The organism is Desulfosarcina widdelii (genome assembly GCF_009688965.1).
GTDB lineage: Bacteria > Desulfobacterota > Desulfobacteria > Desulfobacterales > Desulfosarcinaceae > Desulfosarcina > Desulfosarcina widdelii.
The window spans coordinates 6,890,909-6,915,000 of the sequence record NZ_AP021875.1 but is presented as its reverse complement, the minus strand read 5'-3'; the positions used below and the strand labels follow the sequence as shown (position 1 = coordinate 6,915,000).

Below are 24,092 nucleotides of genomic sequence, written 5' to 3'. Positions count from 1 at the left end.
GCAGGGGTCAATACCCGCTACACCTAGTGATCAACGTTTACTGCGTGGACTACCAGGGTATCTAATCCTGTTTGCTACCCACGCCTTCGCACCTCAGCGTCAGTATTGGTCCAGGAAGTCGCCTTCGCCACCGGTGTTCCTCCTGATATCTACGAATTTCACCTCTACACCAGGAATTCCACTTCCCTCTCCCATACTCAAGCCTGGCAGTATCAAATGCACTTCCGGGGTTAAGCCCCGGGCTTTCACATCTGACTTACCAGGCCGCCTACGTGCTCTTTACGCCCAATGATTCCGAATAACGCTTGCACCCCCCGTATTACCGCGGCTGCTGGCACGGAGTTAGCCGGTGCTTCCTTCAGTGGTACCGTCAGCATATAATGGTATTAACATTATATGGGTTCTTCCCACTTGACAGAGCTTTACGACCCGAAAGCCTTCATCACTCACGCGGCGTTGCTGCGTCAGGGTTTCCCCCATTGCGCAAAATTCCTCACTGCTGCCTCCCGTAGGAGTCTGGACCGTGTGTCAGTTCCAGTGTGGCTGATCATCCTCTCAGACCAGCTAACCATCGTTGCCTTGGTAGGCCATTACCCCACCAACAAGCTAATGGTACGCGGGCTCATCTTCAAACAGTAGCTTTCAAGAAGAGGCCACCCTTGATCCAAAAATCCGAAGATTCATGGATATTATTCGGTATTAGCGTCGCTTTCGCAACGTTATCCCCAATTCGAAGGTAGATTGCCCACGCGTTACTCACCCGTGCGCCACTTTACTTGCCCTAGCAAGCTAGAGCGTTCTCGTACGACTTGCATGTGTTAAGCACGCCGCCAGCGTTCATTCTGAGCCAGGATCAAACTCTCCAATTAAACTTTAAAACGTTGTTAAAAACGTTTTTAGCGTAACTTAGAATTGATAAGACCCAACTCTTAAAACCTGTCACTATTTAGTTTTCAAAGATCAAAACTGTCAGCCCTTTCCGCGGCTGACGAAAAGCTTAAATATACCATCCATCCGCTCTCTGTCAATAGGAAAAAATGAGAATTTTAATTGACCGAGAATCTTTTTTAAACATTTCTGGAAAGGAGCCGGTTGTTTGTCCGTCAGGAACGCCAACTGGCTAATTTCAAACAGCAAAATTAAAAAGATCACGAGAATGGTTCGCTTCGAGAACATCAAAAACGAAGCGCTATTTACATGGCATCCGAGATGTTGTCAACGCTTATTTTATCTTTTAACCCGGATTTTGAAAAAATGCTTTTTGCCGGCCCGCAGCATAATCTGCATATCTTCAATATCCCGGGCGGTTACCATCTCGTCAAAACGCTCCAACCTCCGCCCGTTGATGTAGCCACCACCCTGCTGAATCAGCCGTCTGGCAGCTCCGGAGGATTGGGTAAGGCCTACGTGATGAAACAGTTTGAAACAGGGGATTCCCTCTTCAATTTCCGACAGGGACATTTCCGTCTTGGGAACCGTTTCGTCATCGGAAGTCTCCGACTCCCTGGGAATCTTGCTGGAAGGCAGCAAGTCCCTGGAAATCTGTCTGGCACCGAACATGGAAATCGCAGACCGATACGCTTTCAGGGCCTCGTCCTCCCCATGGGCCAGACGCGTAGCCTCGAAGGCCAGGATGGATTTGGCGGCATTGAGCTGTGCCCCTTCAAGGGCACCAACGGATCGGACTTCCTCCATGGGCAGAAAGGAGAACAGAGCCAGGAACCGAGCCACATCCCGGTCATCGGTATTCACCCAGAACTGGAAATAATCGTAAGGCGGAGTCCGTTCAGGATCGAGCCAGACGGCGCCGGCTGCCGTTTTTCCCATCTTGGCGCCGCTTGCGGTGGTAATCAGCGGAAAAGTGATGCCAAAGGCGTTTTTGCCCTCAACCCGCCGAATCAGATCGATACCGGCAACAATATTGCCCCACTGGTCGCTGCCTCCCATCTGCAGGCAGCAGTCGTAGCGCTTGCGCAGCTCAAGGAAATCGTAGGCCTGCAGAACCATGTAATTGAACTCGATGAAGCTCAGCCCCTCTTCCGAGTCCAACCGCATTTTGTAGCTTTCGGCACGGATCATCCGGTTGACCGAAAAATGCCTGCCGATGTCTCTCAGGAAAGGAATATACGCCAGCTTGGTCAACCAGTCCGCATTGTTGACCATGATGGCCTTTTCATCGGCAAAATCGATGAACCGGGCCAATTGCGATTTGAGCCCCAATACGTTTTGGGCGACATCGTCTTCGGTCAGCAGCTTGCGCATTTCCGTTTTGCCGCTGGGGTCTCCGACCAGTCCGGTGCCACCGCCAACCAGAGCGATGGGACGATGCCCGTTTCGCTGCATGTGGGCCAGCGACATAATCGGAACCAGGCTGCCAACGTGGAGGCTTGAGGCCGTCGGATCGAAACCGATATAACAGCTTACCGGCCCCGCATTCACATAATCGTTCAACTCCTGATCATGGGTTGCCTGCTCAATAAAACCCCGTTCTTTTAAAACATCAATCACATTCGGCATCTTCCGCTCAGCCTTTCAAATGATAGCGCAAATTTTCTTCCGCACATAAACAACCGGTGGTCATTGGCTACCGACTATTTATTGGCATATTCCACTGCCCGGGTTTCACGGATCACCGTAACCTTAATCTGGCCCGGAAAGGTCAACGACTCTTCGATTTTTTTAGCGATGTCCCGGCTCAGCAAAACCGACTCCTCATCCGATACCTTATCGCTTTCCACGATCACACGAATCTCCCGGCCCGCCTGAATCGCATAGGTGTTTGCCACCCCGTTGAATCCATTGGCGATTCCTTCAAGGTCCTCGATGCGTCGGATGTAATTTTCAAGCAGTTCCTTCCTTGCTCCGGGACGGGCACCGGAAAGTCCGTCTGCGGCCTGTACCAGCAATGCATATACGGTGGAAGGCGGAACGTCTTCGTGATGAGCGCCGATGGCGTGAACGACGGCCGCCGATTCACCGAATTTCTTGGCCAATTTCGAACCGATCACTGCATGCGGACCCTCTACCTCGTGGTCGATGGCCTTGCCGATGTCGTGAAGCAGTCCCATCCTGCGGGCAAGTTTTTCCTTCAGGCCCAGTTCCGATGCCATCATGCCGCACAGTGCACCGACCTCTACAGAATGCTGAAGGACGTTTTGGGCATAGCTGGTACGATATTTCAATCGCCCCAGATATTTAATCAATTCAGCGTGGATGCCGTGAACCCCCAGATCGAAGGCCGCCTGTTCACCGGCTTCCTTAATCACGGTATCCACTTCCTGACCGACTTTTTTCACCACATCTTCAATGCGGGCCGGATGGATGCGTCCATCGGAAATCAGCTTGATCAGGGCCAGCCGGGCAACTTCCCGCCTCACCGGGTTGAATCCGGAAAGAATGACGGCCTCCGGTGTGTCGTCAATGATCAGATCGATTCCCGTGGCCGCTTCGATGGCCCTGATATTCCTGCCTTCGCGCCCAATAATACGGCCCTTCATTTCATCGCCGGGAAGTTGGACCACCGATACCGTCCGTTCAGCAATGAAGTCCCCGGAATAGCGCTGAATCGCCGTTGCAATAATCTTCTTGGCCTTCTTGTCGGCATCTTCTTTGGCTTCGTTCTCGATCCGCTTGATCAGCTTGGCCCCTTCATAACGGGCTTCATTCTCCATGGCGCGGATCAGCAGTTCCTTGGCCTGTTCGGCAGTCAGGGTGGAAATCCTTTCCAGTTGCGCTTTTTGCTCCTCCAGCAATGCATTGTATTTTTCTTCCTTGCTGGAAACCGATTTATCCCGGTCCGAGAGGGACTGCTCCTTTCGGGCGATCTCTTTTTCACGCTGTTCGAACAGATCCGTTTTGCGATCGATATTCTCTTCTTTTTGAATCAGCCGCCGTTCCAGTTTCTTTAATTCCGACCGGGTCTCCTTGGCCTCGGATTCGAACTCGCTCTTCATCCTGAATAAAATGTCTTTGGCCTCGATCCCCGCTTCCTTGATCAAACCGTCGGCTTCATTTTGGGCCGCCTTGACCATCTTTTCTGCTTCTGCTGCAGCATCCTTTAATTTTTTTGAGCCCAGAATGCCCTTTAGGCCCAATGCAACGGCAAAACCGATGACGGCCGCAACGACCGCGATCACAATCGTATATGTTTCCATTTAATTCTCCGGGTGCTAATCATTATATATGTGTAAAGGCTCATAATCTGACTGCCAGATCATGCCCATATTACCCTTCTGCGGTTTACGGCACTGTTCGAGCCATTTCGACGAACCGAGTCAGCCTTTTTTTGATAAGAAGGCAGCCCATATCACACTTACGCGAAGCGTCGCGAGTGATTCCCCGCGCATGCAACAATAATGGCGGAAGTGTGTATTTCTGGTTCCATGACCTTGATAAGAGACTAACGGCCTAGAAGAAAAGCCGTTCATGGAAGGAGGGGACGACAGGGTGGCGGGCAGTAAATTTGGAACCCCCACCATTGTGCCGTGTTGGCAGGTCTTTGATCCTTAGGATCAGGTGGGCACCTTGTAGTTTCTTTAGGCTTTTCTGTACATGCAGAACTTGCTCACCAAAACTAGAGAAGGTTCCCGATTTGTGAGTGTTGGGTCAAAGTTTCCCTTCCAATCACGAACACGGCAGGGGCTGATTCGATACGCTTTTTTGTTTACGATTACAGAAAGACCGGCTTGCACCGGATCTGGCTTTCAAATGGACCGGATGGCGGTAAATCCTTTCCATTCATGAGGCCATCGCCTTTTCCAGTTCGTTAAGAACCACTGCAGACTTTTCGGTCATGCGGCTGAAGAAACGCCGATAATGTTGCTCGAGCTTGTAATGCTCGCTCGCAATATTCAGTCCGGTCAGAATCAAAATCGTCTCTTTGTCGATATTGACCAATTTTTCGTCAAACTGCGATTGCACCTTTTTAACGGCATCCTCAAAACGGGCCGCAACCTCTTTTGCATCCGGCACAGCGGATTCTGTCTGAAAGGTGAAATTTCGACCTAATATTTGCAGTGTAATCGTTTGTTCCAATTAGCGTCCGTTTCTGAAAGTCCACCAGTCGGCGTCCTACTCTTCCGTTATCCCTTCCAATCGGCCGATCAGGTTGTCAATTTTTTTCCTGACGAGGGCGGTCAATTCCTCGTGCTTCTTTTCTGCGTCGTTTTTTTCCTGTATCAGGTTTTCCAGTTGTCCAATCCGGTTGTTCAGGTCTTGGTTTTCCTGTTGCAATTTTTGACGGGCCTGAACAACTTGTTCCACTTTTTGTTCAATCAGTTCAAATTGTTGCAGTATTGCTTCTATATCCAGCATATTATGCTATTCCTTTATTAATAATAGTAACGGCCAACAGTTTTCAAGTCAAGACAATTCCATTGGATCCTTTCGGCTGGAATACAGGCGGTCAACCAGGGATCGCCGAGGAGGAATCGCTTTGCAAAATAGAGGCATTCAACGGAAAAAAGGGGCGAACCGAAGCCGGCTCACCCCTTTTCTGTTGTAAATCATCAACCGTTTGTTTCGTACTCCAAAGTGGTCAAATGACCTTCCTATGGAGCATAGCGGTCATGGATCAACGCGTCTCGGCAAGTTGGATCCGGTTGATCGCACGAAGCAACGCTGCCTTGGCGCGGATAAAATCGATGTCAGCCTCTTTGGCCTGCTCACGGAGGCGTTTTTCGGCGCGCTCCGCCGCTGCCTTGGCACGCTGGACATCGATGTCCTTGCGTCGCTCGGCAGATTCGGCCAAAACCGTGACCCGGTCCGGCAAGGCCTCGGCAAATCCGCTGCTGACAAAAACGAATCGTTCCCGGCCGCCTTCGTCTTTGTATTTCAGAGCACCGGTCTTCAGGGTTGTCAGAAATGGGGTGTGACCGGAAAGCACGCCGAACTCGCCCAGCGTACCCGGGGCCATGACGATCTGGGCCTCCTCGCTGACGACGGACTTTTCGGGGGTAACCACTTCGAGTCTTATGTTTTCAGCCATTTATCGCCTCTTTCTTCGAATTACGCCTCGGACATCTCCTTGGCCGCTTCGAGCACCTCTTCAATGCCGCCTTTCATGTAGAAAGCCTGTTCCGGGATACTGTCGTGCACACCCTCGCAGATCTCCTTGAAGGCACGAACCGTATCTTCGACCTTGACGTATTTACCTGCCTTGCCGGTAAAGGTTTCCGCCACATGGAACGGCTGGGAAAGAAAGCGCTGGATCTTGCGGGCCCGCTGAACGGTGAGTTTGTCCTCGTCGGACAGCTCTTCCATACCCAGGATGGCGATGATGTCCTGCAGTTCCTTGTATTTCTGCAGCATGTTCTGCACCTGACGGGCAACCAGATAGTGCTCCTCTCCGATGACCATGGGATCCAGAATGCGGGAGGTGGAATCCAGGGGATCCACCGCAGGATAAATGCCGAGTTCGGCGATCTGACGGGAGAGGACCACGGTGCCGTCAAGGTGCGCAAAGGTGGTCGCCGGAGCAGGGTCGGTCAAGTCGTCGGCCGGTACGTAGACGCACTGAACGGCGGTAATGGAGCCTTTGTCTGTGGAGGTGATGCGTTCCTGCAATCCACCAAGGTCAACGGCCAGGGTCGGCTGGTAACCTACGGCAGAAGGCATGCGGCCGAGAAGGGCCGATACTTCGGAACCCGCCTGGGTGAACCGGAAGATGTTGTCGATGAAGATCAGCACGTCCTGGCCTTCCTTGTCACGGAAGTATTCCGCACAGGTCAAAGCGGACAGGGCCACACGGGCGCGGGCTCCCGGCGGTTCGGTCATCTGGCCGTAAACCAGAGCGGCTTTAGGAAGTACGCCCGATTCCTTCATCTCGTGGTACAGGTCGTTGCCCTCGCGGGTACGTTCGCCCACACCGGCAAACACGGAAATACCACCGTGCTGCATGGCGATGTTGTTGACCATTTCCATCATGATAACGGTCTTGCCGACACCGGCGCCGCCGAACATTCCCATTTTACCGCCGCGGGGAAAGGGCACCAGCAGGTCGATTACCTTGACGCCGGTTTCCAGTACGCGAACTTCCGTGTCCTGCTCTGTAAAAAGAGGAGCCGGGCGGTGAATGGGCATCATCTTTTCCTGGCTGACGGGACCCAAACCGTCCACGGGCCGCCCCACGACGTTGAGTACGCGGCCAAGGCTGGCTTCGCCCACGGGCATCTGGATCGGTGCACCGGTATCTTTCACCGGCATCCCGCGAACCAGACCGTCGGTCACGTCCATGGCGATGGTACGCACCACGTTGTCACCGAGGTGCTGGGCCACCTCGACCACGAGATTGTCTTCTTCGTCGCTGATGGCCGGGTTGGAGATCAAAAGCCCGGTAAGGATATTCGGCAACTGTCCCTGTTCAAACTCAACGTCGACGACAGGCCCCATAACCTGTGTGATTTTACCTATGTTCTCTGCCATTTACAGCCTCCTAAATTGTGTATTAACCCTTAAGGGCCTCGGCGCCACCGACGATATCCATCAGATCCGCGGTAATGGCTGCCTGTCGGGCTTTGTTATATGCGAGGGTCAAACTGTCGATCATATCGTTGCACGCCTTGGTGGCGTTATCCATGGCGCTCATCCGGGCGGCATGTTCGCTGGTGGATGTTTCCAGCAGCGCCCGGTAGATCTGGACATATACGTTGCGTGGCAGCAAGTCGCCCAGAAGTTCTTCGGGGGATGGCTCGCATATGTGTTCGGCCTGGTATTCCTTGCTGGCATCTTCTTCCGCCTCATCTTTAACGATTGGCGGAATGGGCAGCAGCTGCTGAACCACCGGCAGCTGCTTGGCCATGCTTACGAATTCGGCGAAGACGATATGAACTTCATCGTACTTGCCGTCAAGAAAACCGTCCACCAGTTTTCTTCCGGCAGTCGAAGCGACGCTGAATCCGAACTTGCTCCCCACGATCCCCAAATGTGCTTCGACAATCTCATGACCTTTTTTGCGGGACCAATCGCGGCCTTTTTTGCCGAAACAGGTGAACGAGTATTCGGCATCCTCGATGCTGTTGGACTTGATGTAGTTTTTAACTGCATCGGTCAGGTTGATGTTGAAGCCGCCACACAACCCCCGATCCGAGGTGCACAGCACAATATGGATCTTGCGGACCTCTTCTTTGGGAATCAACAACGGGCTGGCTTCCTCTCCGGCTTTTTCCGCCAGACTGCCAAGGACCTCCGAGAATTTTTCGGCATAGGGGCGAAATCCGTCCATCGCCCCCTGCGCACCGCGCAACCGTGAGGTTGCCACCATGTTCATGGCTTTGGTGATCTGCTTGGTCTTCTTGACACCCTGGATTTTTAACTGGACATCCTTTAATGATGGCATAAAGTTGTCGTCCTTATCGCATGTGTTCTGATTTCAGCAGTTTACCCCAAAGCTTCTATTTGATGGTATCCTTGAATTCCTCGCCGTAAGCCTCCAGGGCTGTCTTGAGCAGGCCATCGATTTCGTCAGTAATATCCTGAGCCTCCTCCAGCTTGGAATAGATCTGCGGATAACGCTCTTCGACGAAAGGATAGAGCCCGGCTTCGTATTTGGCGACGACGTCAGACGGGAATTGATCCAGATAGCCTCGGGTGGCCGCATAAAGGATGGTCACCTGCTTTTCGTGGGACAGCGGCTGATACTGGGGCTGCTTGAGTACCTGCACCAGACGTTCGCCACGGGTCAGCTGCTTTTGCGTGGCCGCATCCAGGTCGCTGCCGAAGGCGGCAAAGGCCTCCAGTTCGCGGAACTGGGCCATATCCAGGCGCAGGGTACCGGCCACTTTCTTCATGGCCTTGGTCTGGGCGGCACCACCGACGCGGGATACCGAGAGACCGACGTTGATGGCCGGACGGACGCCGGCAAAGAACAGGCTCGGTTCCAGGTAAATCTGGCCGTCGGTAATCGAGATCACGTTGGTCGGAATATAGGCCGAAACGTCACCGGCCTGGGTTTCGATGATCGGCAGGGCCGTCAGGGAGCCGGCACCCAGCTCATCGCTCAACTTGGCGGAGCGTTCCAGCAACCGGGAGTGGTTGTAAAAAATGTCGCCCGGGAAGGCCTCACGTCCCGGAGGCCGTCTGAGCAGCAGGGAAACCTGGCGATAGGCGGCAGCCTGCTTGGAAAGGTCATCGTAAATGATCAGGGCGTGCTGGCCTTTGTCCCGGAAATATTCGCCCATGGCGCACCCGGCATACGGCGCCAGGTACTGGAGGGTCGCCGGGTCGGAGGCACAGGCTGCAACGATGGTGGTGTACTCCATGGCGCCTTCCCGTTCGAGAATGGCTGCCACCTGGGCGACGGTCGATTTTTTCTGCCCGCAGGCCACATAGATACAGAATACATCCGTATTTTTCTGGGCCAGGATGGCATCCACGGCCACGGCGGTCTTTCCGATCTGGCGGTCACCGATGATCAACTCGCGCTGTCCTTTGCCAACGGGAGTCATGGCATCGACCGCTTTCAGACCGGTGTAGCAGGGTTCGTGAACCGATTTTCTGGCGATGACGCCGGGGGCCACCATCTCCACACGACGGGTTTCCGGGGTGTCGATCGCACCCTTGCCGTCGATGGGCTCCCCTACGCCGGAAACCACGCGGCCGAGCACAGGCTCTCCCACGGGCACCTGAGCGATCTTCCCGGTCCGTTTGACCATGTCGCCCTCTTTAATGCCGGAGTCGTCACCCATGATGGCGATACCCACGTTGTCCTCTTCCAGGTTGAGCACCAGCCCGAGGACGCCGCCGGGGAACTCCACCAGTTCGAGTGCCATGGCTTTTTCCAGACCGTAGACGCGGGAAATACCATCGCCGACTGACAAAACGACACCGGTTTCGCTCAGTTCAATTTTCTTGTCGTAATCCGTGATCTGTTCTTTAATGATCTGACTTATTTCTTCAGCTCTTAGTTCCATTAGACACTCTCACCCCTTTTTAAAGATTCTCTCATATTGAGCAGTTGGGTCCGAACACTGCCGTCCAGAACAAGATCGCCGATCCGGGTTACAATACCGCCGATCAGTTCCGGATCCTGCTCAACCTCCAGAATAATATCCTTACCTGTCCGCTTGGACAGGGCTGACTGAATTTTCTCGATGGTTTCGGAAGACAACTCCGTGGCCGAAACCAGGCTGGCCCGGGCAACGCCTTTGAGTTCATCGGCAAACTTCTGGAAAAAGTCGTTGATGTTGCTCAAAAACCCGATCCGTCCCTTGTCGAACAGGAAATAGATGAACGTGGTCATGGGCTTGGACAAATCCAGTTTGTCCATCACGCCCTTCAACACATTTTTACGACCTTCCGCATCGTAGAGCGGATTGACCAGCACCTGTTGAAGGCTCTTCTCCTGCTCGATCAGATTTGCGAAAGCGCCCAACTCTTCCCGGTAGGTATCGATCTGTCCATCTTCTTTACCGATCAGCAGGAGCGCTTTGGCATACCGCCTTGCAATCGCCAGATTCTTCACTATGCCACCACCTTCTCTAAGTATTCGTCCACCAGTTTTTCCTGGTCATCCGAATTGATCTGTTCCTTGATGATCGCTTCGGCCTTTGCCAGTGCCTTCTCCGCAATTTCGGCTTTCAGGTCCGCCTTGGCCTGCTGGAATTCGTATTCGATATTCTTGCTGGCCTGCTCTTTCAGCTTCTCGGCGGCCGCCTCGGCTTCCTTCAGGATTTTGGCTTTGGCATCCTCGCCCTGCTTCACATATTCAGCCAGGAGCGCTTCGGCCTCCTTGTCCAATTCGGCCATTTTGGCATCGTATTCGGCAAGCTTGGCCTCCGCGACCTTTTTCTTCTCCTCGAGTTCTTCCAGTTGTTCTTTGATGCCCTGGATCCGCCCCCCCAAAGCCTGGGAAACCGGTTTTTTGAGAACCAGAAAAAGACCGATGAACAAGACTGCAAAATTCATCACCCGATACGTGTCCGTGGCCACCCATCCCTTGGGGGCAGCCTCACCGTGGCCACCCGCGTCGGAAGACGCCAGCGCCAAGGTGCCCCCACACATAAGAAGCGCGGCCAGAACCAGTGGCAACGTCCACCGGGCATAGCTGCGCTTCCGTGAAAAAAATGGTACTTTCATTAAGCAACCCTCCCCAATATTTTTTTTCCAATCGCATCCGCGAATGCGTCTATTTCTTCTTCGAGTGCTGCTTTGACAGTACCCACTTCTTCGGCAATTTTCGCTTTGACCTGCTTGAGTTCGGCCTGGGCGGATTCGTTGATCTTCCCGATGATCGCTTTTTCTTCCTCCGCAGCGGCCTGCATCATCGCTTCCTTTTCCTTCTGGCCTGCGGCCCGGGCCTGGCGAATACCTTCGGCGTATGCGTCTTCCTTTGATTTGACCTGCTCGGCCGACCCGTCAATGGCCGACTGCATGCCATCCACCTTTGCTTTACGTTCCAGCAGGATTTTTCGAATGGGCCGGTACAGCACCATGTTCAAAATCCAGATCAACAGCAAAAAATTCACCATCTGTACAAGTAGGGATCCATCGACGCTAACCATCTATAGGCCTCCGTTGAAATAAGATTTCAATCGCTAAAAAAACAATATATTTTCTGTGAAAGATATAACTTACGAAAGGTACGAACTCCGGCGGTCTATATCACCAGGACCGCTGAAATGTCAAAGGTTTTTTAAATGGGCAGCGCCTCGGAAGGACCTAAATCTGCGTTTCGATTCATCCCCGCTCGTTTTGACGGATCGTAAGTACTCCGCATTCCAAGGGATTCGATTGTCTTCAGCACGGACCTTCAAATGACCGTACGAAATGCCTTCCCACGGCGTTTGAAAACCGATCCCTCATTCGGCTTTTTTTTCGATGGATTTTTCTGTTGCCGGTTTGGATTCGGCCGGCAATGGCTCCGGCTTGCTCATACTGCAGTTGCCATTGAACACCACGCCGGTTTCGATGGCGACGACGGGGGACTGAATGTCACCAGAAATTTTGGCCGGCGGGTAGACTTCGATTCGCTCGGCGGCCTGGATATGGCCGTTTACCGTTCCCTTGACAATGGCGGTGCCAACCCTAATTTCGGCATCCACCGTGGCCCGTTCGCCAATGATTACCGTACCTTTTTCCGAAAGGATCTTGCCGTTGACACTGCCGTCCAGGCGAATGGTGTCGTTGAAGGTCAAAGTCCCCTCGATGGCGGTTCCCACCCCCAGCAGGGTGGAGATATGATCCGAGCTTTCGTTTTTCTTCATTGTTTTCACCTGTTTTCTGTTGGCAAACATTATTTGCTCCAACTTTCTATCCGATATCGGGCTTATTACACAACCGTCCGCCCTATTCGAATTTGAACCTGCGCATGCTAACATTCATCAGCAGCCCGATGCCCATCATCATGGTGATGATCGACGAGCCGCCATAACTGATGAAAGGCAGGGTCACGCCCACCACCGGCATGAGCCCCATGACCATTCCGATGTTGATCAGCACCTGCCATGCGATCATCGACGTCACGCCGACGGACAAAATGGTGCCGAAAGGATCCCTGCACCGGCCGGCAATGTTCAACCCCCAGGTGATGATGATCAAGAACAGAACGATCACCGTCAACGAGCCCACCAGCCCCCACTCTTCGGCCAGCACCGAGAAAATGAAATCCGTATGCTGTTCGGGCAAAAAGGACAGCGCGTTTTGCGTTCCTTTTAAAAATCCCTTGCCGGTCAGCATCCCCGAGCCGATGGCGATCTTGGATTGAATAATATGGTAGCCGGCCCCCAACGGATCGCGATCCGGATTCAGAAATGTCAGGATGCGCTGTTTCTGGTAGCCGCGCAGAAAAAACCACACCAGCGGAACCATCAGGGTAAACGTGGTGATCAGCCAGGTCAGGGTCCGGCGCTCGATTTTGACGAAAAGGGTCATGGCGCCGGCAATCAGGGCGATCACCATGGCGGTGCCCAGGTCCGGTTGGCGGACAATCAGGCCGAATGGCAGCACCGTCAGCAGGACCGGCCCCACCAGATCCCTCAGATTGAGGCCCTCGGTATTGATGATCTTGGCAAAATAGCGGGCCAGAATGATGATGACGGCAATCTTGGCCATCTCCGACGGCTGCAGCGAAAACGGTCCCATGGGCAGCCAGCGTTTGGACCCGCCCACGATCTTGCCGAAGAAGAGCACGGTAACCAGGGAACCGACCGACATCAGATAAATAAAGGTGGCAAATCGTTCGATCTGTTTGTAGTCGAAGAGAAAACAGACCACCATGGCCACTAGCCCGACCCCGTACCAGATCAATTGCTTTTTGAAAAGCAGGATGTCCGGTTCCACAACGCCGGCCGAAACGGCGCTGTACAGCGCCACCAGCCCCGCCCCGCCCAGGGCCAGGGTCAGGAGCAGCAAGCCCCAGTCAAAACATTGCAGCAATCGTCGATCGAACATGACAAACGGTCCTATTGCGGGTTTGTCTTTTCGGGCGAATCCGTCCCATTCTGCCCGGCAATGTATGTACGAATCATTTCGGCGGCTACCGGGGCGGCGGCGGAAGATCCATGCTCGCCGTGCTCGATAAGCACCGCCACGGCAATCACGGGATTCTGTCTAGGGGCGTAGGCCACAAACCAGGCGTGATCCTTGATCGGCTCGCCCTCCCCTTCGCCGTCGGCATCCTCCTCTTTGCGTCCCACTACCTGGGCGGTTCCGGTCTTACCGCACATGGCCACTGCGTCCAACCGGCTGGCATAGGCCGTTCCGTGCGGCTCGTTGACGGCTTTGAACAGTCCCTCCTGCACCATCTGCAATGTGGATGCGCTGATGGGCAGTCGCCCGACCACCTCGGGAGAACTCTGGTAGACCACCTGGCCGTCGGCCGTGCGGATGGTCTTGACGATCCGCGGCCGATACCGCGTGCCCCCGTTGCCGACGGCAGCCGCGACCATGGCCATCTGCAGCGGGGTTGTCAAATTGAAGCCCTGACCGATGACGACGGAAAGGGTTTCCCCCTTTTGCCAGGAGATCCCCGTTCTTTTTTTCTTCCACCGGGCCGTTGGAATCAGGCCGCCTTCCTCGTGGGGCAGATCGATACCGGTCGGTTCCCCCAAACCGAAGGCCCGCGCATACCAGGCCAGCCGGTCCACGCCGAGTTCCTGGCCCACCTTATAAAAGTAGACGTCGCAGGATTCCTTCAACGCCTTGTAGACATCCACTTCTCCGTGTCCCCACTTTTTCCAGCAACGGTAGGTCCGGTTGCCGAATTTGAGGAAACCCGGACAAAAATGAGTGGTGTTCGCATCGATCACCCCCTCTTCCAGTCCGGCGGCGGCAGCGATGATCTTATAGGTCGAGGCCGGCGGATATTCGGCCTGGATCGCTTTATTGGAAAGTGGCCGCTGCGGATCGGTAATCAACGCATTCCAGGCGTCGTGGGACAAACCGGTGATGAATGCATTCTGGTCGTAGGACGGGCTCGATGCCATGGCCAGCACCTGTCCGGTCGACGGTTCCACCGCCACGGCCGCGCCGGCCCAATCCGCCAGCAGTTGCTCCGCTTTTTGCTGAAGCATCTGATCGATGGACAAAAAGATATTGTGCCCGGGCGTCGCATCCACGGTACTGATGACCCGGACCACCTGACCGGTAGCGTTGACCTCCACCTGCTGGCCGCCCCGCTTGCCGCGAAGCCAGTGTTCGTTTTCGCGTTCGATGCCGTACTTGCCGATAAAATCGCCGGTCCTGCAATCTTCGTAGCGCCCGCTTTTCAGCTCCTTTTCGCTGATCTCGCCCATGTAGCCCAGGATATGGGCCGCACTGGGGCTGAAGATATAGTCCCGGCGGGGAGAGACGTTGACCACGATTCCGGGCAGATCCCAGCGGTTCACCTCGATGGCGGCCAAAGCGTCTCGGCCGATATCGGATTTGAGCAGCACGGGCTTGTAGGCCCGTTTTCCCTTTTGCTGCTGCATGCTTTCCCATAATTCGGCCTCATCGATGCCGGTGTAGCGGGCCAGCTTTGCGATGGTTTCTTCCAGGGGTTTAGCGTCTTTGACGATAACGCTCAGGTCGTAGGAAGGGCGGTTGTCCGCCATCAGGCGATGATGGGTGTCGTAGATCAACCCGCGGGGCGCATCCACGCTTTTGAGCCGGATGCTGTTGATTTCCGACAGCCGGCGGAGTTCGTGCCCCTCGATCACCTGAAGAAACAGCAGTCGGGCGATCAACACGACGAATGCCGCCACCACGATGGTCAGGACCACGCTGAGCCGCTGATCGAACCACTCACTGTCTACATTGTCCAGGTAATCGGTCAAGGCGTCCCCAGGGAATCTTTTTCCGCTCCGAAGGTTTTTACGGCCTGATCTACCGCTTTTCGACCGCGAATCAGTACCATCATCAGCAGCGGTCCGGTCAAAGCCCCCCAGAGGATCTGGCCGCTGACCACCGGGAACACGGCTTCCACCGGCCAGGGCGCCGATGCCACGACTACGGCGGAGAAGGCCACCACAATGCATTTGAAAGCGATGGCGACGGTGACCAACACCGGCAGCAAAATCGCATTGCCGGCATGCAGAAACTGGATCGCCCAGCGAACCCCGACGTACATCCACAGGTAGGCGCTCAAATGGACGCCGAATACGCCCCCGGAGATGCCGTCCATGGCCAGTCCTCCCAGGATCAGGACAGGCAGCGCCTCCCGGGGCAGCCGATAGACGCCCAGATAAACCACCAGCGGAACCAGCAAATCGTAAAGGCAGGTCGGACCGCAGACCGTTGAAAGGGTGGTCTGGAAAAGAATCAGAAACAGGCAGACAACCAGATGATAGGCGTAAATCATGACGCTCCGGAAGGATTATCGGGAACCGGACCGGAAATGACGAACACCTCTTCGAGAATTTCGAAATCCACGGATGGCGTTACCGATACCTTCTGAAAAATGCCGGCGTTCTGCCGGACGATTTCGGAAACGCGCCCCACCCGCAGCCCCTTGGGGAAAACCCCGTCCAATCCGGAAGAAACCACGGTGTCGCCCACGCTGACGGAATGCTTGCGCAGCACATAGTCGAAGATACAAACACCTTCGCCGCCGCCCTTGACGATGCCCCGCGCCCGGGTGGACTGCACCAGGGTGTCTACGGCACTGTTGGGGTCGATCAAAAGCAGTACTTTCGCGTAATGGCCGGAGGCCTCGACGACCACGCCGACGATGCCTTCGGGAATCACCACCGGTGCACTCTGGTTGACGCCATCGGCGGTTCCCTTGTCTATAATGACCGTCTTGGCCCACGGCGAAGGATCGCGGCCCACAACCCGGGCGGCAATCATCGGCCGCTGGATGTCCGGTTCAAACCCCAGCATATGGCGCAACCGCTGGTTGGCCAGGCCGGTCTCGACGCAGTCGTTGAGCTGTTGCGAGCGCAGGCCCAACTCTTTTTTCAGCCGCCGGTTCTCTTCGGCCATGGAGACGAGGTAGAAATACTGGTTCCAGATGTTTTTTACGGATTGGAAAAAACCGGTGAGTTCCTTTTGAAAAGGAGATACGACAACCAACGCGCCCCGGCCGAGCCCAGAAGGCGCCTGGGCATGCTTGCCGGTAATGGTTAGCAGGATGACATTCACCGCGACCAGGAGGATTACCACGGCAATCAGAATCATCCGTTTGGAAAACATGGGACCCGTTAGACGATGATGACCTGTTTAAGGATTTCCAGGCTGTCCAGCGTTTTGCCGGACCCCAAGGCCACAGTGGACAGCGGATCTTCGGTAACCGTGATAGGCAGCCCGCTCTCTTCCCGGAGCAGCTTGTCCAGGTTCTTCAAAAGGGCGCCCCCGCCGGTCAGCACGATGCCGCGGTCGACGATGTCGGCGGCCAGTTCGGGTGGCGTCTGTTCGAGAGCGATTTTCACCGTTTCCACGATGGCTTCGATCTGTTCGGAAATGGCCTCGCGGATCTCTTCGGAGTCGATGGCCAGGATCTTGGGGATGCCGGTAACCAGGTCGCGCCCCTTGACCTCGATGGTTTCCACCTTGTTGGGATCCGGATAGGCGTTGCCGATGGTGGTTTTGATGATTTCGGCGGTGCGTTCGCCGATTAGCAGGTTGTACTTGCGCTTGACGTACTGGATAATGGCTTCGTCCATTTTGTCGCCAGCCACCCGCAGGCTGCGGCTGTAAACGATGCCGGCCAGGGAGATAACGGCCACTTCGGTGGTGCCGCCGCCGATGTCCACCACCATGTTGCAGGTGGGCTCGGTAATGGGCAGATCGGCGCCGATGGCCGCGGCCATGGGCTCTTCGATCAGAAAGACTTCCCTTGCACCGGCGGACTCCGCTGATTCCCGCACGGCCCGCTTTTCCACCTGGGTAATGCCAGAGGGAACGGCGATGATGATGCGGGGCCGCACGAAGGTTCGGCGGTTATGAACCTTGTGGATGAAATGCCGCAGCATGGCCTCGGTCACTTCGAAATCGGCGATCACGCCGTCCCGCATGGGCCGGATGGCGACAATGTTGCCCGGCGTGCGGCCCAGCATGTTCTTGGCTTCCAGCCCCACGGCCAGCACCCGGTTTTTGGTACGGTTATCGGTCCGCACGGCGACCACGGAGGGTTCGCTGAGAACAATACCCTTGCCTTTGACGTAAACCAGCGTGTTGGCCGTACCCAGGTCGATGGCCAGGTCACTGGAAAAGACGCCCAGAATGGAATCGAAAAAGTTCATGCTGCCTCTTTTAGTAGTTGATGCGCAACGTTTTCCAGTAGGTCTGCGGAAAGGCCCGGCATCCGCGGGCCGACATCCGCAGGATAGGTCGCTTCGCGCTGCGGACGGACTCTTCGAACGGGTACCAGAAACGCTGCTTCATTTCAAGACTTAATTTGTTGAAATCAGCTTTAATCCGCTTGAATTCCAAATTGTTCCATGATCCGGTCATGGATTTTGGGGCGGAAATCGACCAGCCGATTGTGCCAGCGAAACGGATGAACCCGGTTGGTCAGCAAAACGACCGTCACATCCGTGGTCGGATCCATCCAGAAAGAGACACCGGTAAACCCAAGGTGTCCCACGCTATTTTTCGAAAAATAGCGGCCTGCACTGGAGTTTTCGGCAGCCGGCCGGTCAAACCCAAGGGAAAAATTATCGTCAGGTCCATTTTTAAAGATAGGGTCAAGGACTTCTTTCGAGAAAACCGGCGTTTTTACAAGGCAGCGATGCTCAGCCGTCAATCGCCGTAACAGATAAAAAACCGCCCGGGCGGTGCCGAACAGGCCGGCATGGCCGTCCACGCCGCCGGCATACCAGGCGTTGTCATCATGCACCTCGCCCACCAGTAGGCGGCATCTTAGAGGGCAAAATTCGGTAGCGGCAAAAGCATGGTGGGAAGAAGATTTCGTCGGCAGCCGAAAGAAAAAAAGATCGTCGATTTCCATGGGGCCATAAATCTGCTCGGCCAGGAAATTTTCCAGGGTGCAGCCAGCCACACGCTCGACCAGGCGGCACAGCAGCATGAACCCTAAATCGCTGTACAGGGTTGCCGTTCCGGGAGGCGTTACCAGTGGTGTGCGTGCAATCAGCCCCAATACGGCGTCTTTCCGTTCCCGCGGATCCAGGTTCTTGAGGGTCATATAGAAAAGGCGGTGGGCGGGCAGACCGCTACGATGGCAGAGAAGCTGTCGGATCGTGATTGCGGTTTTATCGCCGGCCAGTTCAGGCAGCCAGTCTGCCGCCGGTCGATCCAGCAAAATTCGTCCCCGGTCGACCAGCTTGGCCACCGCCGGGGCCATGGCCAGAGGCTTGGTCAAAGAGGCCAGGTCGAACACGGTCTCCGGCGTCATTAGGCGGTTCGAGAACAGATCAGCTTTGCCGTAAGCCCGCAGGAAAAGCTCGGCGTCCCCTTTTCCCACCAACAGCACCGCTCCGGGAAAAACACGCTCCCGCAGGCCTTCTTCCATCAGATCGTCAACGGGATCGACCTTCATCGGCGCACCGTTCAACGGACCGCGGGATTTAGAAAGGACAAGGTTTTAGAGGCGGTGTCCAGGCGTGCCGGCACTCCCACGGGCAGGGTCATGTTGACCCCTTCGTGTCCAGCGTCGAAACCGGCCAGGATGGGAATGTCCAGTCCACTCAGCCGGTCGGCGACGATCTCGTTGATTTGTCGGGACGATCCGCAGTCGGTAAAGGCCCCCACTGCCAAACCGGCCAACCCCTGGAAACAGCCGGCCATGCGCATCTGGGTCAGCATGCGGTCGATGCGGTACGGCGCCTCTCCCCGGTCTTCGATGAGCAGGATACGATCTTTCAGGTCCGGCTGAAAGGGGGTGCCGGTGAGATGGCAGAACAGGGTCAGGTTGCCGCAGAGAAACGGCCCTTGGGCACGGCCCGAATGGATCGTCCGGCCGGCCTCGGCGGTCAGCGTCAATGGCTCCGCCCGAGTTAAAGCCGCCATAAGATGCTCGCGGGTTTGCAGATTTCCGTCGCCCAGCGTGGTCACCGAGGGGCCGTGGAAAACCGTCATGCCGCAGCGCTGTACGAGAAATCCGATCAGGGCGGTGATGTCGCTGAACCCGACGAAAACCTTGGGGTGCTTGGCCAGGACATCGGCATCCAGCAGCGGCAGGATTCTCATGGAGCCATATCCGCCCCGCGCACAGATAATGCCATCGATCTCGGGATCGGTAAACAGGCGGGTCAGCTGGTCGGCCCGGTGCCGGTCCGTTCCGGCCAGAAATCCGTTTTTCTCGAAAAGCCCTTCGGGAACCACCGGGTTGAAGCCCATGGATTCCAATACGCCAAGGCCCGCTTCGAAGGACTTGCCATCGAAGGGACTGGCCGGCGCGGCAATACCGATCCTGTCGCCGGGTTTCAGTGCCCGGGGCAGGTTCGTTTGGGGGACAATCGATGAAGGCATGTTTTTCTTCTCCGATCCTTGACACCCCATGGCGTTGGTGCTAAAGGGGTGCTTTCTCGTCGGGGCGTAGCGCAGTCTGGTAGCGCACTTGAATGGGGTTCAAGGGGTCGGAGGTTCAAATCCTCTCGCCCCGACCAGAAAATCTTAATGAAATAAGCGGTTTAGCCAAATGGGCAAAGCCGCTTTTTTTCGTTTTTGTGCCGATTTTCGGTTTTGTGTACCAAATATGTACCTCACTTACCATGCCGTGTAACCGATTCATGCTCAACACCTAATCCGTCCTACCCAAACGTTCCACTTGACCGTGGTTCCATCCTACCGCCTTGACCATCATCTTTATAGTAATCCGACAGCCGGTCGATCAGTGTTTTTTTGCGGTTCAAGGTCAAATGTGTATAGCGGTCAGTCATCGATAGATCGCTGTGACCGATCATCTCCTTGGCATCTTTCAGATCGCCACCCTGCAAAATGATATGTGAGCAAAATGTATGCCGCAGATCGTGGTAATGCAAGTCCTCTATTCCCGCGAAACGGCAAGCCGAGTACCATGCGCTATCGAATCGTTTGATGCGCTGGCCGTTCAGCCGGCAAAAGATGAAGCGGGTCTCCACAGGTACGATGTTTTTGCGATGCCGCATCCATTTGAGGTGTTCGCGCCAATGCAACAAAGCCTGGAGACTATTGTAGCCGATATTGAAAGTGCGCTCCTGCTGATTTTTAGTCCGATAGAGCCGAACGAAGGCTTCATCGGTATAATCAAGCCCGACATCGCTCCATTTCAAATCAAGGGCCTCTTGACGGCTGGTTCCATGCTCCACACCCAGCCAGATCAGAGCCGGAAGGTAGTGTTTGCTCCGGGTCTGCCGGCAGGCAGCGATCAACAGCTGGATTTCATGCTTGCGAAGGTACCGGTTGCGTTCATGCGCCTTTTCGCTGAGCTTGGAAATACCGGTTGAAGGATCTTCCACAATCGCCCCCAGCTTGAGGCCGTGCTTGAAGACCTGCTTGAGGATAAACAACCGCCTATTGGCAGACACATTGGAATTCATATCAGCCACCCGGTCACGATACTCGACGATATCCTTTCTGGATATTTCACATAGCAGACGGCCCCCGAATTCACGGTCCAGAAGGTTGGCATTGTCGTTGTATCCATCGACAGTTTCTTCCCGCAGGCGGTCACGCTTCAAGCGGGTTTTCCAAATCTCCCGCAAGGAGCCGGAAACTTCACCAAAGGTACGCATCTCGATCTTTGTTCTTCGAATCGATTGCGCTTTGCCGGCGTCAATCAACTGGCGCAATTCATTACGCGCATCCTGCGCTTCCCGCATTCGCCGGAAAGTTTTGTAGTACCGTGATTTACCCGTCACCGGATCGCTGTAGGTCACAACATAGCTGTTTCCATTTTGTCGAACCCGTTTCTGGATTTTTACGTTAGCCATGGTAATCTCCTTTCCAGAAACGTATTCTCAACCCCGATGCTTTTCAAAGAACGCCCAGACGTCATCCGAACGAAACAAGACCCTGCCGCCAATGCGGTAGTATCCGATTTCGCCGTGTTTGACCCACCTTGATACAGTTGTGGGATGGACTCTGAGAAGGTCAGCAACCTCCCCCCTGGTCATCAAACGCCTGTTTTCTGATGTACTCTCTAACATAAATACAAACCCTCCTAAAGTCTCAAAATGCACTTGGCAGTTGCGCTCAACGTGCATCCGGTCTTGTAGCAGCGCGGTATTGCCCTGCTACAATGTCAGTAGGGCGGCTTGTAAGCAGTGTCCCACGGCCTGATCATGTTACATATATGTCTGAAAATTATGTGTTTTCCATGATTTCCGCATATAATTTGATTTTAAATTGTGATGTTAGCTTAAATAGTATATTTTACTTTATATGGTAATTTTTATCAGTAATTTCCGGATAGGCTTTTGCATATAAGCATTTGAGATTATTTTGTAATGACGCAATTTTATGCTTGACAACAAGCGGTCAATAAGCGGCGCGATTTTGTATAACTCATTATTACAGGAGGTTATACATGCCGCGCACATTTCACCCATGCAAAAAGCCAAGCTCCATTTCTTTTTTCGACTTATTGAAACCTGCTCTTAATGCCATGAATACGATGCCTGAACTTCAATCCAGAGGGAATCGCCCCTTGAAAATGTCTTTCGAGGAGCAGCTGCGGGCATTGGTCTTTTTCCATCTTGAAGAACACACATCGGCACAACACCTTTTGCAAACTCTCAAAGAAGACAACTTTGCCAGAGAACATATTGCTCCTGAAGATGGCATTGAAAAGAGCAGTTTCTCCGAGGCCACAAACACGCGTGGGCTTGATCAGTTCTTACATGTATTCGAAAATCTCCAACAGCAAGCATCCCATTTGTTACCGGAGGCCAATAAGGAGCTTGGCCAATTGGTTGGGATTGACGGTTCCTTGATTGATGGCACCTTATCCATGCTTTGGGCCGATTATCGAAAAGCATCCAAAAAGGCAAAAGTTCATGTCGGCTTTGACCTGAATCGATCCATTCCCAGGAAAGTTTATCTCACCGACGGCAACGGTGCGGAAAGGCCTTTTGTCTCTAAGATACTTTCGAAAGGGCAAACCGGGGTTCTGGACCGTGGATATCAATGCCACGAACTGTTCGATCAATGGCAAGAAAACGATCAGTTGTTTATTTGCCGAATCAAGGCCAGCACCAAGAAAAAGATCGTCTCTCAGCACGCGATACCTGCTGACAGCATTGTTTTCTTCGATGGCATGGTACTTTTGGGTACCGCGGGTATAAACCAGAGCCAACGCCCCTTACGGTTGGTGGGTTACGAAGTCGACCGTGTCAAATACTGGATTGCCACCAATCGCTACGATTTATCGTCGGAGCAGATCGCACAGGCGTATAAATTGCGCTGGAACATTGAGAACTTTTTTGCCTGGTGGAAAAGACACCTGAAGGTCTACCATCTGATTGCCCGCAGTTCCTATGGCCTCATGGTCCAGATCCTTTCAGGCCTGATCACTTATCTGTTGTTGGCCATATACTGTCACAACCATTTTAAGGAAAAGGTATCCATCCGGCGGGTGAGGCAGTTGCGTACTCAGATCGAAAATGAACTGCGATGCTGGCCTGTGGATGCCGGTGATCAGCGATATGAAAAAGAGCCAAAATTAGAAAACGTTAGTGCAATAACTTAACCGGAAGTTACTGAATTTTTATATATTTTCAGGATAAAACCAGATGAACTCTTACTATTTTATGAAATTCCCTGACGGCTGGCCTATATCGCCCTTTCTCAGCAGAAACCGTTCGGATATCGAACAGGCCATTGAAAAACAGATCCACCAACTACCTGTTGATATTAAAACGACAGAGCTGGATCGAGCTCGGGAAAAATTTATAGAGGACCTGTGGTTAAAAAAACTGAAAACCAGAAAAGATCGCTATGCTGAAAATCCGCTGGAAATAGACTATCATAGCCGCGAGGACCTGATTCAGAAGGAACAGGCAATGATCGAGCGCACTATTCGCCAAAGGCTTGAAGATGAAAAAAAGGAAGATCTTTTCAGTAGGCTCTGTTCACGCATTCGTGCCTTCCATATCGAAAGCCTGGATAAAGATGAGCTGACACAACTCGAAAATATCGCCAGGCAATACGGTGTACCGGATCTGGAATTTGCCGATGAATTACGGAAACGGCAGGCGGATTTAGAATGGGAAGACCAATTCAATGATTTTTATCAATCTGCTAGCGTGACCAATTCGATTCCACGCGGCAGTCGCGGAACAGCCAAATTGACACACAAATACCCACGTATGATTCGTTTGAGATATTACAAGGGAAAAGATGGTACGGTACGTATGTTATGATTGCGATATGTAATAATCCCAGTCCAGTGTTTGTTGTCTATTTTGCCAACCACCAAAAATCTTGTTTCATCGGTCGTTTTGGCTGGAATTTCTAACAAATCAGTATCTTCCCAAAGCTCTTGGGCTTCAAAAAAATCAATCCCATGCTTATTTTTGTTACTGTCCGATTTATCCGGGTCGAATTCAAAATTCATGGTATATTCAATATACCAATTTGGTATATTTTGTCAATATGAATGATTATTATTGGCGGCTTCGAACGTATTTCTCACCTATCTTGTGTGGAGTGCATCCAAAATAAAAGCCTCTGAATGGCTATAGATATTGGCATTATAGAAAATTTAGCGCCTTTTCCTTCAGGGGATCCAGGCGGTC

23 protein-coding genes, 1 tRNA gene, 1 rRNA gene, 1 other RNA gene and 1 pseudogene (1 of these 27 cut by a window edge) are annotated in these 24,092 nt (G+C 53.7%); 3 read left to right on the top strand and 24 right to left on the bottom strand.

Features of this window, described 5'->3' with window-relative positions:
- From GN111_RS31570 to GN111_RS31475, 21 genes are all read right to left on the bottom strand, one after another.
- Nucleotides 1–869, bottom strand: a 16S ribosomal RNA gene (locus GN111_RS31570) (it extends 694 nt beyond the left edge of the window).
- A 358-nt stretch (nt 870–1,227) separates the two neighbouring features.
- Nucleotides 1,228–2,517 carry a tyrosine--tRNA ligase gene (gene tyrS, locus GN111_RS31565; protein ID WP_155307563.1) on the bottom strand — a complete coding sequence of 430 codons (1,290 nt, stop codon included), beginning with the start codon at nt 2,515–2,517 and terminating at the stop codon, nt 1,228–1,230.
- A 74-nt stretch (nt 2,518–2,591) separates the two neighbouring features.
- Nucleotides 2,592–4,154, bottom strand: a complete 1,563-nt coding sequence (gene rny, locus GN111_RS31560) for a ribonuclease Y (protein ID WP_155307562.1) — start codon at nt 4,152–4,154, stop codon at nt 2,592–2,594.
- A 310-nt stretch (nt 4,155–4,464) separates the two neighbouring features.
- Nucleotides 4,465–4,644, bottom strand: a non-coding RNA gene (ssrS, locus tag GN111_RS31555) — 6S RNA.
- A gap of 93 nt (nt 4,645–4,737) precedes the next feature.
- On the bottom strand, nt 4,738–5,034 hold the full coding sequence (locus GN111_RS31550) for a cell division protein ZapA (protein WP_155307561.1): 297 nt from the start codon (nt 5,032–5,034) through the stop codon (nt 4,738–4,740).
- Between the two features lie 36 nt (nt 5,035–5,070).
- Entirely contained in the window at nt 5,071–5,313 is a 243-nt protein-coding gene (locus GN111_RS31545; RefSeq protein ID WP_155307560.1) for a hypothetical protein, read from the bottom strand.
- A gap of 259 nt (nt 5,314–5,572) precedes the next feature.
- Nucleotides 5,573–5,986 carry a F0F1 ATP synthase subunit epsilon gene (locus GN111_RS31540; protein ID WP_155307559.1) on the bottom strand — a complete coding sequence of 138 codons (414 nt, stop codon included), beginning with the start codon at nt 5,984–5,986 and terminating at the stop codon, nt 5,573–5,575.
- 20 nt (nt 5,987–6,006) lie between these two features.
- Nucleotides 6,007–7,422 (bottom strand): F0F1 ATP synthase subunit beta, encoded by a 1,416-nt coding sequence (gene atpD / locus GN111_RS31535; RefSeq protein WP_155307558.1) that lies wholly within the window; start codon nt 7,420–7,422, stop codon nt 6,007–6,009.
- Nucleotides 7,423–7,444: 22 nt separating this feature from the next.
- Entirely contained in the window at nt 7,445–8,335 is an 891-nt protein-coding gene (gene atpG / locus GN111_RS31530; protein ID WP_155307557.1) for an ATP synthase F1 subunit gamma, read from the bottom strand.
- A gap of 55 nt (nt 8,336–8,390) precedes the next feature.
- Complete coding sequence (gene atpA, locus GN111_RS31525; protein ID WP_155307556.1) at nt 8,391–9,908, bottom strand: F0F1 ATP synthase subunit alpha; 1,518 nt, start codon at nt 9,906–9,908, stop codon at nt 8,391–8,393.
- On the bottom strand, nt 9,908–10,459 hold the full coding sequence (gene atpH, locus GN111_RS31520; RefSeq protein WP_155307555.1) for an ATP synthase F1 subunit delta: 552 nt from the start codon (nt 10,457–10,459) through the stop codon (nt 9,908–9,910). The genes atpA and atpH overlap by 1 nt, the downstream gene beginning before the upstream one ends.
- Nucleotides 10,459–11,073, bottom strand: coding sequence for a F0F1 ATP synthase subunit B (locus tag GN111_RS31515; protein WP_155307554.1), 615 nt, complete (start codon nt 11,071–11,073; stop codon nt 10,459–10,461). The genes atpH and GN111_RS31515 overlap by 1 nt, the downstream gene beginning before the upstream one ends.
- A complete protein-coding gene (locus GN111_RS31510) occupies nt 11,073–11,498 on the bottom strand; it encodes a F0F1 ATP synthase subunit B (RefSeq protein WP_155307553.1) in 426 nt (141 codons plus the stop codon). Before GN111_RS31510 ends, GN111_RS31515 begins: the two co-directional genes overlap by 1 nt.
- 297 nt (nt 11,499–11,795) lie before the next feature.
- Nucleotides 11,796–12,200 carry a bactofilin family protein gene (locus GN111_RS31505; RefSeq protein ID WP_170302551.1) on the bottom strand — a complete coding sequence of 135 codons (405 nt, stop codon included), beginning with the start codon at nt 12,198–12,200 and terminating at the stop codon, nt 11,796–11,798.
- A gap of 82 nt (nt 12,201–12,282) precedes the next feature.
- Nucleotides 12,283–13,386 (bottom strand): rod shape-determining protein RodA, encoded by a 1,104-nt coding sequence (rodA, locus tag GN111_RS31500; protein ID WP_155307551.1) that lies wholly within the window; start codon nt 13,384–13,386, stop codon nt 12,283–12,285.
- 11 nt (nt 13,387–13,397) lie between these two features.
- Nucleotides 13,398–15,251: a penicillin-binding protein 2 gene (gene mrdA, locus GN111_RS31495; protein ID WP_231715614.1), complete on the bottom strand. Its 1,854-nt coding sequence runs from the start codon at nt 15,249–15,251 to the stop codon at nt 13,398–13,400.
- Complete coding sequence (locus GN111_RS34075; protein WP_231715613.1) at nt 15,248–15,775, bottom strand: hypothetical protein; 528 nt, start codon at nt 15,773–15,775, stop codon at nt 15,248–15,250. The genes mrdA and GN111_RS34075 overlap by 4 nt, the downstream gene beginning before the upstream one ends.
- A complete protein-coding gene (mreC, locus tag GN111_RS31490; protein WP_155307549.1) occupies nt 15,772–16,608 on the bottom strand; it encodes a rod shape-determining protein MreC in 837 nt (278 codons plus the stop codon). Before mreC ends, GN111_RS34075 begins: the two co-directional genes overlap by 4 nt.
- Before the next feature lie 8 nt (nt 16,609–16,616).
- On the bottom strand, nt 16,617–17,657 hold the full coding sequence (locus tag GN111_RS31485) for a rod shape-determining protein (protein WP_155307548.1): 1,041 nt from the start codon (nt 17,655–17,657) through the stop codon (nt 16,617–16,619).
- Between the two features lie 170 nt (nt 17,658–17,827).
- Nucleotides 17,828–18,913 (bottom strand): serine hydrolase domain-containing protein, encoded by a 1,086-nt coding sequence (locus GN111_RS31480; RefSeq protein ID WP_155307547.1) that lies wholly within the window; start codon nt 18,911–18,913, stop codon nt 17,828–17,830.
- An 11-nt stretch (nt 18,914–18,924) separates the two neighbouring features.
- On the bottom strand, nt 18,925–19,845 hold the full coding sequence (locus GN111_RS31475) for a S66 peptidase family protein (RefSeq protein WP_170302550.1): 921 nt from the start codon (nt 19,843–19,845) through the stop codon (nt 18,925–18,927).
- A 60-nt stretch (nt 19,846–19,905) separates the two neighbouring features.
- Between GN111_RS31475 and GN111_RS31470 the strand changes: the two genes are divergently transcribed.
- A tRNA-Pro gene (locus GN111_RS31470) sits at nt 19,906–19,982 on the top strand.
- 144 nt (nt 19,983–20,126) lie between these two features.
- On the opposite strand, the gene GN111_RS31465 is transcribed toward GN111_RS31470, so the two are convergent.
- Entirely contained in the window at nt 20,127–21,287 is a 1,161-nt protein-coding gene (locus GN111_RS31465; protein ID WP_155307545.1) for a tyrosine-type recombinase/integrase, read from the bottom strand.
- Between the two features lie 27 nt (nt 21,288–21,314).
- The gene (locus GN111_RS34550) at nt 21,315–21,470 is read right to left on the bottom strand and encodes a helix-turn-helix domain-containing protein (RefSeq protein WP_353740209.1); all 156 of its coding nucleotides are present in this window, start codon (nt 21,468–21,470) and stop codon (nt 21,315–21,317) included.
- 413 nt (nt 21,471–21,883) lie between these two features.
- Here GN111_RS34550 and GN111_RS31455 point away from each other — a divergent pair.
- Together GN111_RS31455 and GN111_RS31450 are read left to right on the top strand one after the other, a co-directional pair.
- Nucleotides 21,884–22,963 (top strand): annotated as a pseudogene (locus GN111_RS31455) (IS4 family transposase); the annotation flags it as partial.
- A gap of 124 nt (nt 22,964–23,087) precedes the next feature.
- Nucleotides 23,088–23,717, top strand: coding sequence for a hypothetical protein (locus tag GN111_RS31450; protein WP_155307543.1), 630 nt, complete (start codon nt 23,088–23,090; stop codon nt 23,715–23,717).
- On the opposite strand, the gene GN111_RS31445 is transcribed toward GN111_RS31450, so the two are convergent.
- Nucleotides 23,681–23,911, bottom strand: a complete 231-nt coding sequence (locus tag GN111_RS31445) for a BrnT family toxin (protein WP_155307542.1) — start codon at nt 23,909–23,911, stop codon at nt 23,681–23,683. The two genes, GN111_RS31450 and GN111_RS31445, sit on opposite strands and share 37 nt — an antisense overlap.
- Nucleotides 23,912–24,092: the final 181 nt, after the last annotated feature.

What these genes read in the sequence shown, in the direction of transcription:
- GN111_RS31505 (WP_170302551.1), bottom strand. Translation starts at nt 12,200, where the DNA reads ATGAAGAAAAACGAAAGCTCGGATCATATCTCCACCCTGCTGGGGGTG.
- rodA (WP_155307551.1), bottom strand. Translation starts at nt 13,386, where the DNA reads ATGTTCGATCGACGATTGCTGCAATGTTTTGACTGGGGCTTGCTGCTC.
- atpG (WP_155307557.1), bottom strand. Translation starts at nt 8,335, where the DNA reads ATGCCATCATTAAAGGATGTCCAGTTAAAAATCCAGGGTGTCAAGAAG.
- GN111_RS31445 (WP_155307542.1), bottom strand. Translation starts at nt 23,911, where the DNA reads ATGAATTTTGAATTCGACCCGGATAAATCGGACAGTAACAAAAATAAG.
- GN111_RS34075 (WP_231715613.1), bottom strand. Translation starts at nt 15,775, where the DNA reads ATGATTTACGCCTATCATCTGGTTGTCTGCCTGTTTCTGATTCTTTTC.
- GN111_RS31515 (WP_155307554.1), bottom strand. Translation starts at nt 11,073, where the DNA reads ATGAAAGTACCATTTTTTTCACGGAAGCGCAGCTATGCCCGGTGGACG.
- atpA (WP_155307556.1), bottom strand. Translation starts at nt 9,908, where the DNA reads ATGGAACTAAGAGCTGAAGAAATAAGTCAGATCATTAAAGAACAGATC.
- GN111_RS31465 (WP_155307545.1), bottom strand. Translation starts at nt 21,287, where the DNA reads ATGGCTAACGTAAAAATCCAGAAACGGGTTCGACAAAATGGAAACAGC.
- GN111_RS34550 (WP_353740209.1), bottom strand. Translation starts at nt 21,470, where the DNA reads ATGACCAGGGGGGAGGTTGCTGACCTTCTCAGAGTCCATCCCACAACT.
- GN111_RS31450 (WP_155307543.1), top strand. Translation starts at nt 23,088, where the DNA reads ATGAACTCTTACTATTTTATGAAATTCCCTGACGGCTGGCCTATATCG.
- GN111_RS31540 (WP_155307559.1), bottom strand. Translation starts at nt 5,986, where the DNA reads ATGGCTGAAAACATAAGACTCGAAGTGGTTACCCCCGAAAAGTCCGTC.
- GN111_RS31480 (WP_155307547.1), bottom strand. Translation starts at nt 18,913, where the DNA reads ATGAAGGTCGATCCCGTTGACGATCTGATGGAAGAAGGCCTGCGGGAG.
- GN111_RS31485 (WP_155307548.1), bottom strand. Translation starts at nt 17,657, where the DNA reads ATGAACTTTTTCGATTCCATTCTGGGCGTCTTTTCCAGTGACCTGGCC.
- rny (WP_155307562.1), bottom strand. Translation starts at nt 4,154, where the DNA reads ATGGAAACATATACGATTGTGATCGCGGTCGTTGCGGCCGTCATCGGT.
- GN111_RS31510 (WP_155307553.1), bottom strand. Translation starts at nt 11,498, where the DNA reads ATGGTTAGCGTCGATGGATCCCTACTTGTACAGATGGTGAATTTTTTG.
- GN111_RS31475 (WP_170302550.1), bottom strand. Translation starts at nt 19,845, where the DNA reads ATGCCTTCATCGATTGTCCCCCAAACGAACCTGCCCCGGGCACTGAAA.
- GN111_RS31545 (WP_155307560.1), bottom strand. Translation starts at nt 5,313, where the DNA reads ATGCTGGATATAGAAGCAATACTGCAACAATTTGAACTGATTGAACAA.
- mreC (WP_155307549.1), bottom strand. Translation starts at nt 16,608, where the DNA reads ATGTTTTCCAAACGGATGATTCTGATTGCCGTGGTAATCCTCCTGGTC.
- tyrS (WP_155307563.1), bottom strand. Translation starts at nt 2,517, where the DNA reads ATGCCGAATGTGATTGATGTTTTAAAAGAACGGGGTTTTATTGAGCAG.
- atpD (WP_155307558.1), bottom strand. Translation starts at nt 7,422, where the DNA reads ATGGCAGAGAACATAGGTAAAATCACACAGGTTATGGGGCCTGTCGTC.